This window comes from Microbispora sp. NBC_01389 (assembly GCF_045040095.1).
Lineage (GTDB): Bacteria > Actinomycetota > Actinomycetes > Streptosporangiales > Streptosporangiaceae > Microbispora.
The window spans coordinates 2,789,656-2,803,017 of record NZ_CP109552.1; the positions used below are offsets into that span (position 1 = coordinate 2,789,656).

Sequence of the window (13,362 nt, forward strand, 5' to 3'; positions counted from 1 at the left end):
CTCTACGGGGCGGCGACCCGGTCCGTTTCTTTTCCAGAGGAGTCCGCCGTACGGGTCCAGGGCAGCGGCGGCAGGCCGCAGCGCACCCGCAGGACCATCCAGAAGGCCGGGGCGAGCAGCAGCACGGCGAGCAGCGCCCAGACGGTCTGCGCGTTGCCGACGCCGAACATCTTCAGCGCCGAGGCGAGCAGCACGAAGGCCAGGGCGCGGCGGATCAGGCCGCCGGGGGCGCGGGAGGAGATCCGCGAGCCGAGGTAGACCCCCGGGATCGAGCCCGCCAGCAGCGCGACCGTGACGGACAGCGTGAACTCGCCGAAGAGCAGGTGGCCGAGCGCGGCCGACATGACCAGCGGCACGGCCTGGACCAGGTCGGTCCCGACGAGCTGGTTGGCCTTCAGCGCTGGGTAGAGCGCGAGCAGAGCCACGATGATCAGCGATCCCGAGCCGACCGAGGTGATGCCGACGACGAGCCCGCCGACGGCTCCCACCAGGACGGTCGGCACCGGCCGTACGGTGACCGACGGCATCTCGGTCGCGGCCGGTTCGCCGGGGGCGGCGGTGCGGCGGCCGGTCTCCGGGGTGCGGCCCTCGGCGCGGTCGCGCATCGCGAGGTAGCCGCGGACGGCCAGGCCCGCCGCGGCGATGAGCAGCGCGATGCCGAGGCCCTTCTGGATCACGCTCTGCACGCCCTCGCCGGTGCCGAGGGCGCGGGCGATGAGCACGCCGCAGAACGCCGCCGGGACCGAACCCGCGCACAGCCAGGCGACGAGCCTCAGGTTGACCGTGCCCCGGCGCAGGTGGACGAAGCTGCCCACCGGCTTCATGACGGCGGCGGCGACGAGGTCGCTGGAGACGGCGGCGAGGGGCGGTACGCCGAAGAACGTCACGAGCATGGGCGTCATGAGGGCGCCCCCACCCATGCCCGTCAGGCCGACGACGACGGCGACCAGAAAGGAGCCGATCGCCATGGTGTAGTCGAAGTGCACCTGCGAACCCTACCAAATCGATCGGAATTATGGAAAGCCTCCCTGCCCTTCTGCCCGCCCGGCCGGGTCCTCCCGCGGCCCTTCCCCGCCTCCGCCCGCGGATGTCGGCGTGGCCGAACATTTACCGCTGACGACGGCCTTCAGCCCGGGGATCGAGCCGTCGTGGCCGAAGGTAGTCTGGCAAAGACGACGATCCGAGGACCGAGGCCATTGAGACAGGGGCCATTGAAGAGAACGCACGGGTGAGAGGCGCCACCGGCTCCGCGACCGCGGGAGCCGCGCGGGCGACGCCCGGCGACATGGCGGCGCTGCTGGCGCCCGAGATCGTCCCCGGTCGGCTGATCCCCCCACAGCTGCGCCCGGCGCCCGGCGCGGGCCCGCCCACGGTGACGTACGGCGGCCGGGTGATCCGGGTGCGGACGGAGGCGGTCGGCGACCATCGTGCCCTCTACCTGAGCGAGGCGCCTTCCCTGCCGCGCCGCACCGAGTTCCTGCTGGAAGCCGCGCGCCGCCTGTTCGCGTCGCTCCACCCGCGCCGATGCGCCCGGGCCGCCGTCGATCTGGGCGCCGAGTTCCTGTGCGACGTGGCGATCGTGGTGCTGCCGCCCGCGACGAACCGCCGGGTCGAGTGGGTCCGGGCCGTCGCCGGGCACGCCGGGCCGGAGGAGGGCGTCCTGCCGCTCGCGACGGTGCTGCGGGTGCCCGGCCTGACCGACGCGCTCGCGGGCCTGACGCACGGCTCGGGCGGGCGGCAGGACGCGGGCGCCGTGCCGGACTGGCTGCTGCCGGAGGGGTTCGGCCCGGCCGGTGACCTGCTGGTGTTCCCGCTGCCCGGCAACAGCGTCCCCGCCGGGGCGATGGCGCTGGTCCGCCGCGCCGGCCGGCCCCCGTTCGACGAGGAGGCCCTGGCGATGGCGCGCGACCTCGCGTCCCGGGCGGGCGCGGCGCTCTCGGCGGCCACGCTGTTCCGGGAGCAGAGCGCGGTCAACACCATCCTGATCGACGGCCTGCTGCCGCCCGAACTGCCGGACATCGAGGGCATGCGCCTCGGCGGGAGGCTCCGGTCCTCCCAGCAGGCCGGCGCCGTGGGCGGCGACTTCTACCGAAATGTGGGCCAGTGCTCCGGCGTTCACGCCGGGGGTGAAGGCCCACGCGGGAGTGCCCGCCAGGGCGCGAGCGTGCCCTGGCCGTCTGCCCGTGAACAGCTCAGCTCATGGGTCAAGCCCTGGCGGCAGAGATGCTCACACTGTCCGCTCACACTGTCCGCTCACACTGTCCGCTCACATGGGTCGTTTCTGCTGGTCGAGGTAGTGCTTGAGGACCGTGAGCGGTGCGTTGCCCACGCTTCCGGCAAGGTGACAGCCGCACCCAAAAGTGCCCGCTCCACGGGTACCAGCGGACGGGAGCACTGTATATCTCGCTGGGATCCGCCCGAGACACCCTTCAGTGCGGTTGGCCGCCCACGCCGCAGATCGGGTCACTCACAGTGTGGATTCCGTCACGATGGCGTAAACCCGGGGGTACGATCAGGGCGTGGAGGTGGCCGGGCAGGCGCGGGCGCACGTGGCGCGACTCGACCTCACCGCCGCCCAGGTGGCGGTGCTGGACGGTCAGGCGCACACCGCCCGCGCGTTGTGGAACCTGCTGCACGAGTACTGCACCTTCCGGCAGGGCCGGTTGGCCTCGGTGAAGGACTGCGACGCGGCGATCCGGCAGGCCCGCCGGGAGATCGACTGGATCGGGCGGCTGCCCGCCCAGGCGGCCCAAGCGGTGCTGAGAACCTACCGGCAGGCGTGGGCGAACTACTTCAACCCCGGCCACCCGGCGAAACGGCCCGGCTTCAAGGGCCGGTTCCGGTCCCGGATGGCCGTGGATGTCCCCCAGGGGCGGGACCTGAACATCGCCCGGCTGAATCGGCGGTGGGGTGCGGTCAACCTGCCCAAGGTCGGGCGGGTGCGGTTCCGGTGGACCAGGGATCTGCCCGGCGTCACCAGGGGCGGCCCGGCCGGGCGGATCACCGGCGCGCGGCTGGTCAAAGACGCCTTCGGGTGGCAGATCGTGTTCCGGGCCGAACGCCGGGTGCCTGCCCCGGTCGCCCACCGGGGCGAGCAGGTCGGGATCGACCGGGGAATCACCGTCGCCCTGGCCCTGTCGGACGGCACCACGCGTGACCATGGGGAATGGCTCACCAGCGGCGAGAAGGAACGCCTTCGCCGGCTGGAGAAGAAGTCCGCCCGCCAGCGCCGCGCTCGCACTCCTGGCCGGCCCACGTCCACACGGCTGGCCCGCACCTACGACCGGATCGCCCGGCTCCGCGCGACAGCCAAGCGCCGAGCCGTCGACTGGCAGCACCAGACCACCACCACCGAACTCGCGCGCACCTTCGGCGTGGTCGTGGTGGAAGACCTGACGATCACGAACATGGTCCGCTCCGCCACCGGCACGATCGACCAACCCGGCCGGAACGTGCGGCAGAAGGCGGGGCTGAACCGCGCCATCACCGGGCAGGCGTGGGGCCGCACACCCTGCTGGAGTACAAGACCCGTGATCGCGGCGGGCTGGTGGTGAAGGTGCCCGCCCCGGGCACGTCGCAGACCTGCCACCGGTGCGGCCACCGCGACCCGGCGGCCCGGAACGGGATCAGGTACGCCTGCGTTAATCCCGCGTGCGGGTGGGCCGGGCACGCCGACACCAACGCCGCGATCAACATTCGCAACGCCGCAGGAACTGCGGTGTCAGGACGTGGAGACCTCGGGGTTGCCCGGTCCGCGAAGCGTCAACCCCCGCGCGCCGCTTAACCGCGACGCGACGGGAGAATCTCCGGCCTTCAGGCCGGGGAGGAGTTCAAGACGTCTACCTGCCCGAGACCGGCGCCGGTCACGGCATCGAGTCGGGCATCGTGGAACGGCCGCCTCTGATCATCCTGGGCGACGTCTGCGGCAAGGGCGCCCGCGCGGCCGTGCTGGCCGGTCAGGTCAGGCAGAGCCTGCGCGCGCTGCTGCTGCTGGAAAGCCGACCCGTCCGGCTGCTCCAGTTGCTGAACCGGTCGCTGCTCGCCTCGCCGGCGCCGAACTCCTACGTCACGCTGGTCCTCGCGACGCTCCGCGAGGCCCCCGGCGAGCACGTGCCGGTGGATCTGGCCGTGGCGGGCCATCCGGCGCCGCTCGTCCTGCGCCGGGACGGCACGGTGGAGGAGGTGCCCGCCCGCGGCTCCCTCCTCGGCGCGCTCAAGAAGACCGTGGTACGGCCGGCCACGGTCGACCTGGCCCCCGGCGAGGTGTGCCTGCTGTACAGCGACGGCATCACCGAGGCCTTCGGCGGCCCGACCGGGCGCGAGATGTTCGGCGAGGAACGGCTCAAGGACGCCCTGGCGACCTGTCGCGGCATGCCGGTCGACGCGCTGGTGGAGCGGCTTGAGCAGATCAGCAGCGAGTGGCTCGCGGGCGGCCAGCAGGACGACCGCGCCCTGCTCGCCGTACGGGCGGGCGGTCAGGACCCGGCGGCCGGTACGGCGACGGGCGCCACGACGGGCGCCATGACGGGCGCCATGACGGTGTGGGCGGAGACGACTGGATGACCGGCGTCGAGAACGCGGTGGAGCGCTACCTGAAACTGATCGGCGAGTCCGACGAGTACGGCGCGATCGATCTCGTCCTGGGCCTGATCGACGAGGGCGTCCCCGCCGAGGACGTGCTGCTGCGGGTCGTCGCCGCCGGCCAGCGCAGGGTGGGCGAGCTGTGGGCGGCCAACGACTGGTCGGTGGCCCGCGAGCACGGCGCCACCGCGGTCAGCGAGCGAGCCGTCGCGGCGATCGCCGGGCGGGTGCGGCCCACCCCGACGCGCGGCCGGGTGACGGTGGCCTGCGCCGACGGGGAGTATCACGCCCTCCCCACCCGCATGCTGGCGGAGGTGCTGCGGCTGCGGGGATGGCGGGTCGACTTCCTGGGGGCCAGCGTGCCGGGCCCGCACCTGATCACCCACCTGCACCAGACCGGCCCCGACGTGGTGGCGCTCGGCTGCATGATCGCGACCCGGCTGCCCCGGGCGCACGCCACCATCGCCGCCTGCCGCGCTGTGGGCGTCCCGGTGCTCGCGGGCGGGGCCGCATTCGGCGCCGACGGCCGTTTCGCCCGCCTGCTGGGCGCGGACGCGTGGGCGCCCGCCGCCGACGCGGCGGCCGACCGGCTCGCCTCCGGGCTGCCGTCGTTCGCCGCCGGCAGCGACAGGGAGGTCCACCTGGGCGACGAGGAGTACGGCTACCTGACCCGGCACCGCGCCGACGTCCTGGCCAGGGCGCTGGACCTGCTCAGGGAGTCGTACGCCCCGATGGGCGGATACAGCGAGCGGCAGCTTGAGCACACCGCGGAGGATCTCGGTCACATCGCCGACTTCCTCGCCGCCGCGCTGTACGTCCACGACCCGAGCCTGTTCACCGACTTCGTCACATGGACCTGTGAGGTGCTGACGGCACGGAAGGTGCCCGCCGAGTCGGTGATGCTCGGGCTGCGGATCTTCCGGGACGTGCTGGCCGACTGCCCGCGCGCCCGCGCGCTGCTGACCGAGGGCATCGAGGCGGCGACCGCCGCCCGCCCGTCCGGGGGCCGGTCCGCACGGGTAACGTGAGAGAGACGACTCAGCTGAGGGGGCGTGACATGGGAGGATCCCCGCAGCTCCGCCTTCGGCCGGTGGCCGGGCGATGACGAGCGCCCCGGCGGCGACGGCGGGCTTCACGAGCGAAATCGTCCGCTATCTGCGGCGGATCGAGGAGGTCGACGAGTTCGGCGCGGTCGACCTGGTCTTCGGCATGCTCGACGAGGGCGTGTCCGCCCAGGACGTGCTGCTGCGCGTGATCGTGCCGGCCCAGCGCCGGGTCGGCCGGCTGTGGGCGGCCAACCGGTGGTCCGTGGCCCAGGAGCACGCGGCGTCCGCGGTCAGCGAGCGGGTCGTCGCCGCCGTCGCCCGGAGGGTGACCCCGCCTCCCGCCCGCGGGCGCGTCGTGGTCGCCTGCGTCGAGAGAGAGCATCACTCTCTGCCCACCCGCCTCCTGGCCGAGGTGCTGCGCCTGCACGGATGGCGGGTCGACTTCCTGGGCGCCAGCGTGCCCACACCCCACCTGGTCGAGTGGATCGGGCAGGTGAGCCCCGAACTGGTCGCGCTCGGCTGCACGCTGCCCGTGTGGCTGCCCCGCGCGCACCGGGCCGTCGCCGCCTGCCGGACCGCCGGCGTCCCCGTCCTGGCAGGCGGGGCCGCGTTCGGCGCCGACGACCGGATCGCCCGCCTGCTCGGCGCGGACGCCTGGGCCCCGGCCGCCGACGTAGCGGCCGACCTGCTCGGCACCGGGCCGCTGATGTTCGCGCCGGGGAACGGCGCCGAGTTGCCGCCCGACGACGAGTACGCCTGCCTCGCCCGGCGCCGGGGCGAACTGCTGCCACGGGCGCTGGAGCTGCTCGCGACCTCCTGCCCGCCGATGCGGGACTACGACCCGTGGCAGCTGGAGCAGACGGCGGAGGATCTGGGGCACGTCGCCGACTTCCTCGGCGCCGCGCTGTATCTCGGCGACATGTCGGTTTTCACGGACTTCGTCACCTGGACCTGCGCGGTGCTGGCGGCGCGCGGGGTGCCGGGCGAGTCCGTCGTGCTCGGATTGGCCGTTCTGCGCGGTGAGCTGACAGACTGCCCTCGGGCCCGGGCGTTTCTCGCCGAGGGCATGCGAGCGGCGGGCGCGGCCCGTGGCGCCCCCGATCACCCGGAACCCGAAGAGACGAGCCCCTGATGCAGGACACGCCGCCGTTAGAGGTCGAGTACGTCACCCTCGGGCCCGGCACCGCGCGCCTGGTGCTGACCGGGGAGCTCGACTACACCACCGTGGACGAGGCGGCCGAAGAGGTGGACAAGGTGCTCGCGGACAATCCGCGGGTGATCGAGCTCGACCTGGCCGGGCTGAGATTCGTCGACTCCTCGGGCATGGCGGTCGTGATGAACCTCTACCGGGGGGCCGAGGAACGCGGGGCGGCCTTCCGGATCGTCGCGCTGACCGCCTACCTGCGCCATCTGCTGCGGGTCATCGCCCTCGACGACGTCTTCGAGCTGCCGGACCAGAGCCCCGCCTGAGACAGCGGCCTGAGACAGCGGCCTGAGACAGCGGCCTGAGACAATGGGCCCGTGAGCAGGCGTGCCGTCGCCGTCCGGGTCGAGGGGATCGTGCAGGGGGTCGGCTTCCGGCCCTTCGTGTACGGCCTCGCCACGCGGCTGGGCCTCGCCGGGCTGGTCGGCAACGACGAACGCGGGGTGTTCATCGAGATCGAGGGCGGCGGAGCGCTCGTCGAGGCGTTCCTGGCCGCGCTGGCCGCGGATCCGCCGCCGCTCGCGGTGATCGAGCGGATCAGCACCGGCCCGGCCGCCGTGACCGGCCGCCGCGACTTCGTCATCGCGCCGAGTCTCAACCGGAGCCTCGGTTGGGGGGACCGGCGCGCGCTCGTCCCGCCGGACGTGGCGACCTGCGACGCGTGCCTGCGCGACGTCGCCGATCCGGCCGGCCGCCGGTACGGCTACGCCTTCACCAACTGCACCTGCTGCGGCCCACGCTTCACGATCGTCCATGACGTGCCCTACGACCGGGCGAACACCACGATGGCGGGGTTCCGCATGTGCCCGGACTGCGCCCGGGAGTACCACGACCCCGCCGACCGGCGCTTCCACGCCCAGCCGGTGTGCTGCCCCGCCTGCGGGCCCCGGCTGCGGCTGCTGCTCCCCGGCGGCGGAGAGGGGAGGGGAGACCCGCTGGAGGAGGCCGTACGGCTGCTCCGGCGCGGCCGGGTGCTGGCGGTGAAGGGACTCGGCGGCTTCCACCTGGCGGCGCTCGCCGGGGACGAGACCGCGGTCGCGGCGCTGCGCGCGCGCAAGCACCGCGAGGACAAGCCCTTCGCGGTGATGACGGGCGGCCTCGCCGAGGCGCGGCGGCTGTGCGAGGTGAGCGCCGCCGAGGAACGCCTGCTGACCGGCCCCGCCCGGCCCATCGTGCTGCTGCGCCGTCTGGACGCCGCCGGGGTGGCGCCTTCTGTGGCGCCGGGGAACCGGTGGCTGGGCGTGCTGCTGCCCTACACCCCGCTCCATCACCTGCTGCTCCGGGCGCTGGCCGAGCCGATCGTGCTGACCAGCGGGAACGTCTCCGAAGAGCCGATCGTCCACCGGGACGAGGAGGCTCGGGAACGGCTCGGCGGCGTCGCCGACGCCTTCCTGACCCACGACCGGCCCATCCACGTCCGTACGGACGACTCCGTCGTGCGCGTCTTCCGGGGGCGGGCGCTGCCGATCAGGCGTTCCCGGGGCTACGCGCCCCACCCGCTGCCGCTCGCCGGGGGCGCGCCGCGGCCCGTGCTCGCCTGCGGCGCTGAGCTCAAGCACACCTTCTGCCTGGCCAGGGACGACCGGGCCTTCGTGTCCCAGCACATCGGCGACCTGGAGAACCACGAGACCCTCAGGTCGTTCACCGAGGGCGTCGCCCACTTCATGCGGCTGTTCGACGTCGCGCCCGAGGTGATCGCCCACGACCTCCACCCCGACTACCTGTCCACGAAGTACGGTCTCGACTGGATCCTTGACCGGGACGCGGACCTGGTCGGCGTGCAGCACCATCACGCCCACGTCGCGTCCTGCCTGGCCGACAACGGCGTCGCCGGGCCGGTGATCGGGGTGGCCTTCGACGGCCTCGGGTACGGCCTCGACGGCACGCTGTGGGGCGGGGAGTTCCTCGTCGCCGATCTCGCCGGGTTCGAGCGGGCCGGTCACCTCGCGACGGTGCCGATGCCGGGAGGCGCGGCGGCGATCCGGCAGCCCTGGCGGATGGCGGCGGCCTACCTCGACCTCGCCTACGAGGGCGACGTCCCCGGCGATCTCGGCGTCGTCCGCCGCAACGCCGGTCGATGGGCGGTGGTGACCGCGATGGCCCGGCGTGGTGTGAACGCGCCGCGCACGTCCAGCGCGGGCCGGCTGTTCGACGCGGTCGCCGCGCTGGTGGGCACGCGCGACGAGATCACCTACGAGGGCCAGGCGGCCGTCGAACTGGAGCAGATCGCCGATCCCCGCGTGGACGACGCGTACGCGTGCCGCCTCACCTCAGGCGAAGGGCCGTTCACTGCGCCGTTTGCTGCGCCGTTCACTGTGCCGGGCGTGGACCTGGTCCGCGCGGCGGCCGGCGACCTGCGGTCGGGCACTCCGCGTGAGGTGGTGGCCGCGCGCTTCCACAACACGTTGGCCCATGTCGTCGCCGCCGGCTGCGACCACCTGCGGGAGATCACCGGCCTGTCGGCGGTGGCGCTCTCCGGCGGCGTCTTCCAGAACCTGCTCCTGCTCGACCGGGCCGTCACCCTGCTGGAGGAACGCCGCTTCACCGTGCTGACCCATCATCGCGTCCCCCCGAACGACGGCGGCGTCAGCCTCGGTCAGGCCGCCGTCGCCGCCGCCCGCGACCGGCTGACAGATCCCGGCTGACAGATCCCGGCTGACAGATCCCGGCTAACAGGTCCCGGCTAACAGATCCTCGGTAGGGGGTCGCCCACCAGCATGTCGACGATCCGGGTGCCGCCGAAGGCGGTCCTGAGCAGCACCAGGCCCGGGGGATCGGCCGCGACGCGGCCGATGATGGCGGCGTCCGCGCCGAGCGGATGGCCGCGCAGGGCGGCGAGCGCGTCCTGCGCCGTGTTCCCGGCCGTGTTCCCTCCCGTGTCCCCTGCCACGACCACGACGACCCGGCCCTCGCAGGCGACGTAGAGCGGGTCGATCCCGAGCAGTTCGCAGGCCCCGCGTACGTCCGGGCGGACCGGCACGGCGTCCTCGTCGACGACGACGGCGACGCCGGAGGCGAGGGCGATCTCGTTGAGCACCGTCGCGACGCCGCCCCGGGTCGCGTCCCGCAGGCACCGTACGGACCCCGTGGCCTGGAGGAGCGCGGCGACCAGCCCGTTCAGCGGCGCGGTGTCCGACGTGACGTCGGCCTCGATCTCCAGCTCGCCCCGGGCCAGCATGATCGTCACGCCGTGCTCCCCGATCGGGCCGGACACGAGCACGGCGTCGCCGGGACGGGCGCGCGCGACGCCGAGCCGCGTGTCCCGGTCCAGCAGGCCCACCCCGGCGGTGGTGACGTAGCAGCCGTCGGCCCTGCCGCGCTGCACCACCTTGGTGTCCCCGGTCACGATCGCCACGCCCGCCGCGGCGGCGGCCCGGGCCATCGAGGCGGCGACCCGCCGCAGGTCCTCGACCGGGAAGCCCTCCTCCAGCACGAACCCGGCGGAGAGATACAGCGGCCTCGCCCCGCACACGGCCAGGTCGTTGACCGTCCCGTTGACCGCGAGGTCGCCGATGTCGCCGCCGGGGAAGAACAGCGGCGAGACCACGTAGGAGTCGGTGGTGAACGCGAGCCGGGCGACTGCCCCGCCTGGTGCCGTGAAAGCCGGAACCTGGAACACCGCGCCGTCCTCCAGCGGCTCCAGCAGCGGGTTGCGGAACGCGTCGAGGAAGACCGCCTCGATCAGGGTCTGCGTCGCCCTGCCGCCCGCGCCGTGGGCCATCGTGATGTGCTCCTCGCGCACCCGCGCCTTCCGCCGCCGCGCCCGGTCGACGCGTTCGAGCACCTGCTCCTCGCGGCTCGTCACGCCGTCACCTCCCTGGACGCATCCCGCACCCGCCGCCGCGAGAAGCGGCCGAAGTTGTAGTAGGCCGCGCAGGCGCCCTCGGACGACACCATGCAGGTGCCGATCGGCGTCTCGGGAGTGCAGGCCGTGCCGAACACCTTGCACTCCCACGGCTTGAGCGCGCCCTTGAGGACCTCGCCGCACTGACACGCCTTCGGGTCGGCCACCCGGCCGCCGGGCACGTCGAACCGCCGCTCCGCGTCGTACGCCGCGTACTTCTCCCGGATGCGCAGGGCGGAGCGGGGGATGAGCCCGAGGCCGCGCCACTCGAAGCGCGGCCGCGGCTCCATCACCTCGTCGACGGCCCGCAGCGCCCTGGGGTTGCCCTCCCACGGGACGACCCTGGCGTACTGGTTCTCGACCTCCGACCTCCCCTCGGCGATCTGGAGCATCAGCATGTGGATCGCCTGGAGGATGTCGAGCGGCTCGAAGCCGGCCACGACCAGCGGCTTGCCGTAGTCGCGGGCGACGAACCCGTACGGCCGGCAGCCGATGACCGTGGACACGTGTCCGGGCCCGACGAACCCGTCGAGACGCAGGCCGGGGGAGTCCAGGATCGCCGTGATCGCCGGGATGATCATGACGTGATTGCACATGACCGAGAAGTTGCGCAGGCCCTCGGCCGCCGCCCGCAGCACGGTCACGGCGGTCGACGGCGTGGTGGTCTCGAACCCGATGGCCATGAAGACCACCTGCCGGTCCGGGTTGCGCCGGGCGATCTTCAGCGCGTCCAGCGGCGAGTAGACCATGCGGATGTCCGCGCCCCGGGCGGCGGCGTCGAGGAACGACCCCCGGCCGCCGGGCACCCGCGTCATGTCCCCGAACGAGGTCATGATGACGCCGGGCCGCTCGGCGATGTGGATCGCGTCGTCCACCCGGCCCATCGGGATCACGCACACCGGGCAGCCGGGGCCGTGGACCAGCGTGATCGACTCGGGCAGGTGGTCTTCCAGTCCGTGCTTGTAGATGGTGTGCGTGTGGCCGCCGCACACCTCCATGAAGGTGTAGGTCCGCCCCGGCTCGCACAGGCCCGCGATCGCCGCGGACAGCGCCCGTGCCTTGTCCGCGTCGCGGTACTCGTCGACGAAGCGCATGATTCACCCCTCCGTGCCCAGCTCCGTGCCCGGCTCTGGGCCCGAGTCGCGCAGCGCCGCGAGTTCGTCCTCGTACGCCTGGCCGATGCCCTCCAGGAACTCCAGCGCGGCCCTGGCCTCGTCCTCGTCGATCTTCGACAAGGCGAAACCGACGTGGATGAGGACCCAGTCGCCGGGCCGCAGCGGCTGACCGTCGAGCAGGTCGATGTTGACGGCCCGGCGGACCCCGCTCACGTCGACCTTGGCGAGGTCAGTCCGATCGGACGGGATCTCCACGATCTCGCCCGGAATCCCCAGGCACATGGGCCGCCTCCACCACTTGGACCGACTCCAGGACGAGGCGGTCCCCGCCCTCGCTGTCGATGTCGATGCCCCCGCACTCGCCGCAGATCGTCATCGGGTCGTCGCACAGGGCGGTGTGCCCGCAGCCCCGGCAGATGAGCCGGACGGGCTCGACGACCAGGTCGAGCGCCGCCCCTTCGGCCACCGTGCCGGTGGCGGCGAGGCCGAACGCCTGCGCCAGGATCGCGGGGGAGATGCGGAGCAGGGCGCCCGCCCGCACCCGGGCCCGGCGCACCCGTCTGCCCCTCGCGCGATTCTCCACGGCGTCGAGAACGGCCTCGGCGATCCCGAACTCGTGCATCGCCGTCATGCCCCCCCGACCTGCGGGCCCTCGTCGGCGGGGGCGGGGCCGAACGCTCCTCCGCTGACACCGATCAGCAGGTGGGCCGCCACCAGCGAGTGCCGCAGGGCCTCCTCGCGCGGCGCGTCCGCACGCTCCCAGCGGGCCGTGTTGTGCACCTCGACCCTCAGCCTGACCAGCCCGTACGGTCCGGACAGCCGCTCGGCGGAGACCCGCATCTCCGCGTCGATCGGCTGGTGCTCGCAGATGACGCGGCCCGTCCGCTCACCGCTCGGGGCGATGATCGGCTCGATCTCCCGGCCCCCGGGCACATGGACCTCGATCGTGCGCCGCCCGCCCGTCAGGGGCACGGTGGCCCGGGTCTCCCGCTCGACGGCCTCGTCGAAGCCGAGGTAGTCGTGCCCGCCGACGGTCAGCTTCGGCACCGGCCAGTAGCCGTCGTCCTCCTCCCGCTCCACCGTCCTGCACCTGACGTGCAGGAACCGCAGTCGCAGGTCGATCGTCGCGTCCGGGTCCGCCTCCAGGAGGCACTCGGTCCCGCCGGCCGACGGCTCGCCGGGGAAACCCGGCGGCACGAGCACACCGAACTGCCAGCGCATGTGGTGCTCCACCGGCGCCTTCATCGGGCCCGCCTCTTTCACGAGCGCCTCCATTCACCGGGCACCTCACCGGGGACCTCACCGGGGACCACGGCGATGGCCTCCTTGGCGTGGACCAGCACGACGTCGCCGGGCCGGACGTCCACCAGGGCGACGCTCACCACCTCCCGGCCGCGGCCGGTGTCGGCGACCGCGAGGCCGGCGTCGAGGAGCCGTACGACGGTGACCGCGACCGCCTCGTCCGAGCAGGTGACACACGTCTCGTCGCGGCAGTTCATGAAGACCCCCCGAAAGCCCCGAAGCCCCCGAAAGACGACCGTACGCCGCCCTGGGGCGGGGGAAATCAAAGGA

15 protein-coding genes are annotated in these 13,362 nt (G+C 73.4%); 7 read left to right on the forward strand and 8 right to left on the reverse strand.

The window, feature by feature from the left end:
* Window positions 1–2: 2 nt before the first annotated feature.
* Both OG344_RS12640 and OG344_RS12645 read right to left on the reverse strand, forming a co-directional pair.
* Complete coding sequence (locus OG344_RS12640; protein WP_405089081.1) at window positions 3–968, reverse strand: sulfite exporter TauE/SafE family protein; 966 nt, start codon at window positions 966–968, stop codon at window positions 3–5.
* Window positions 969–1,434: 466 nt separating this feature from the next.
* Window positions 1,435–2,019: a hypothetical protein gene (locus tag OG344_RS12645; RefSeq protein ID WP_405088384.1), complete on the reverse strand. Its 585-nt coding sequence runs from the start codon at window positions 2,017–2,019 to the stop codon at window positions 1,435–1,437.
* Window positions 2,020–2,519: 500 nt separating this feature from the next.
* On the opposite strand from OG344_RS12645, the gene OG344_RS12650 reads away from it, so the two are divergent.
* From OG344_RS12650 to hypF, 7 genes are all read left to right on the forward strand, one after another.
* On the forward strand, window positions 2,520–3,554 hold the full coding sequence (locus tag OG344_RS12650) for an RNA-guided endonuclease InsQ/TnpB family protein (RefSeq protein WP_405088385.1): 1,035 nt from the start codon (window positions 2,520–2,522) through the stop codon (window positions 3,552–3,554).
* 2 nt (window positions 3,555–3,556) lie between these two features.
* Window positions 3,557–3,784, forward strand: a complete 228-nt coding sequence (locus OG344_RS12655) for a zinc ribbon domain-containing protein (RefSeq protein WP_405089082.1) — start codon at window positions 3,557–3,559, stop codon at window positions 3,782–3,784.
* A 101-nt stretch (window positions 3,785–3,885) separates the two neighbouring features.
* Window positions 3,886–4,563: a PP2C family protein-serine/threonine phosphatase gene (locus OG344_RS12660; protein ID WP_405088386.1), complete on the forward strand. Its 678-nt coding sequence runs from the start codon at window positions 3,886–3,888 to the stop codon at window positions 4,561–4,563.
* The gene (locus OG344_RS12665; RefSeq protein ID WP_405088387.1) at window positions 4,560–5,609 is read left to right on the forward strand and encodes a B12-binding domain-containing protein; all 1,050 of its coding nucleotides are present in this window, start codon (window positions 4,560–4,562) and stop codon (window positions 5,607–5,609) included. Before OG344_RS12660 ends, OG344_RS12665 begins: the two co-directional genes overlap by 4 nt.
* Before the next feature lie 73 nt (window positions 5,610–5,682).
* Window positions 5,683–6,759: a B12-binding domain-containing protein gene (locus tag OG344_RS12670; RefSeq protein ID WP_405088388.1), complete on the forward strand. Its 1,077-nt coding sequence runs from the start codon at window positions 5,683–5,685 to the stop codon at window positions 6,757–6,759.
* On the forward strand, window positions 6,759–7,097 hold the full coding sequence (locus tag OG344_RS12675; RefSeq protein ID WP_405088389.1) for an STAS domain-containing protein: 339 nt from the start codon (window positions 6,759–6,761) through the stop codon (window positions 7,095–7,097). The genes OG344_RS12670 and OG344_RS12675 overlap by 1 nt, the downstream gene beginning before the upstream one ends.
* 51 nt (window positions 7,098–7,148) lie before the next feature.
* The gene (gene hypF, locus OG344_RS12680; protein WP_405088390.1) at window positions 7,149–9,476 is read left to right on the forward strand and encodes a carbamoyltransferase HypF; all 2,328 of its coding nucleotides are present in this window, start codon (window positions 7,149–7,151) and stop codon (window positions 9,474–9,476) included.
* Between the two features lie 38 nt (window positions 9,477–9,514).
* On the opposite strand, the gene hypE is transcribed toward hypF, so the two are convergent.
* The 6 genes from hypE to OG344_RS12710 are packed head-to-tail and all read right to left on the reverse strand — an operon-like array spanning window position 9,515 to window position 13,289.
* Window positions 9,515–10,636, reverse strand: coding sequence for a hydrogenase expression/formation protein HypE (hypE, locus tag OG344_RS12685; RefSeq protein WP_405088391.1), 1,122 nt, complete (start codon window positions 10,634–10,636; stop codon window positions 9,515–9,517).
* Window positions 10,633–11,769, reverse strand: a complete 1,137-nt coding sequence (hypD, locus tag OG344_RS12690) for a hydrogenase formation protein HypD (RefSeq protein WP_405088392.1) — start codon at window positions 11,767–11,769, stop codon at window positions 10,633–10,635. Before hypD ends, hypE begins: the two co-directional genes overlap by 4 nt.
* 3 nt (window positions 11,770–11,772) lie before the next feature.
* Window positions 11,773–12,045 (reverse strand): HypC/HybG/HupF family hydrogenase formation chaperone, encoded by a 273-nt coding sequence (locus tag OG344_RS12695; RefSeq protein WP_405088393.1) that lies wholly within the window; start codon window positions 12,043–12,045, stop codon window positions 11,773–11,775.
* The gene (locus OG344_RS12700) at window positions 12,020–12,421 is read right to left on the reverse strand and encodes a hydrogenase maturation nickel metallochaperone HypA (RefSeq protein WP_327043477.1); all 402 of its coding nucleotides are present in this window, start codon (window positions 12,419–12,421) and stop codon (window positions 12,020–12,022) included. Before OG344_RS12700 ends, OG344_RS12695 begins: the two co-directional genes overlap by 26 nt.
* Complete coding sequence (locus OG344_RS12705) at window positions 12,418–13,065, reverse strand: hypothetical protein (protein ID WP_405088394.1); 648 nt, start codon at window positions 13,063–13,065, stop codon at window positions 12,418–12,420. Before OG344_RS12705 ends, OG344_RS12700 begins: the two co-directional genes overlap by 4 nt.
* A complete protein-coding gene (locus OG344_RS12710) occupies window positions 13,050–13,289 on the reverse strand; it encodes a HypC/HybG/HupF family hydrogenase formation chaperone (protein WP_405088395.1) in 240 nt (79 codons plus the stop codon). The genes OG344_RS12705 and OG344_RS12710 overlap by 16 nt, the downstream gene beginning before the upstream one ends.
* Window positions 13,290–13,362: the final 73 nt, after the last annotated feature.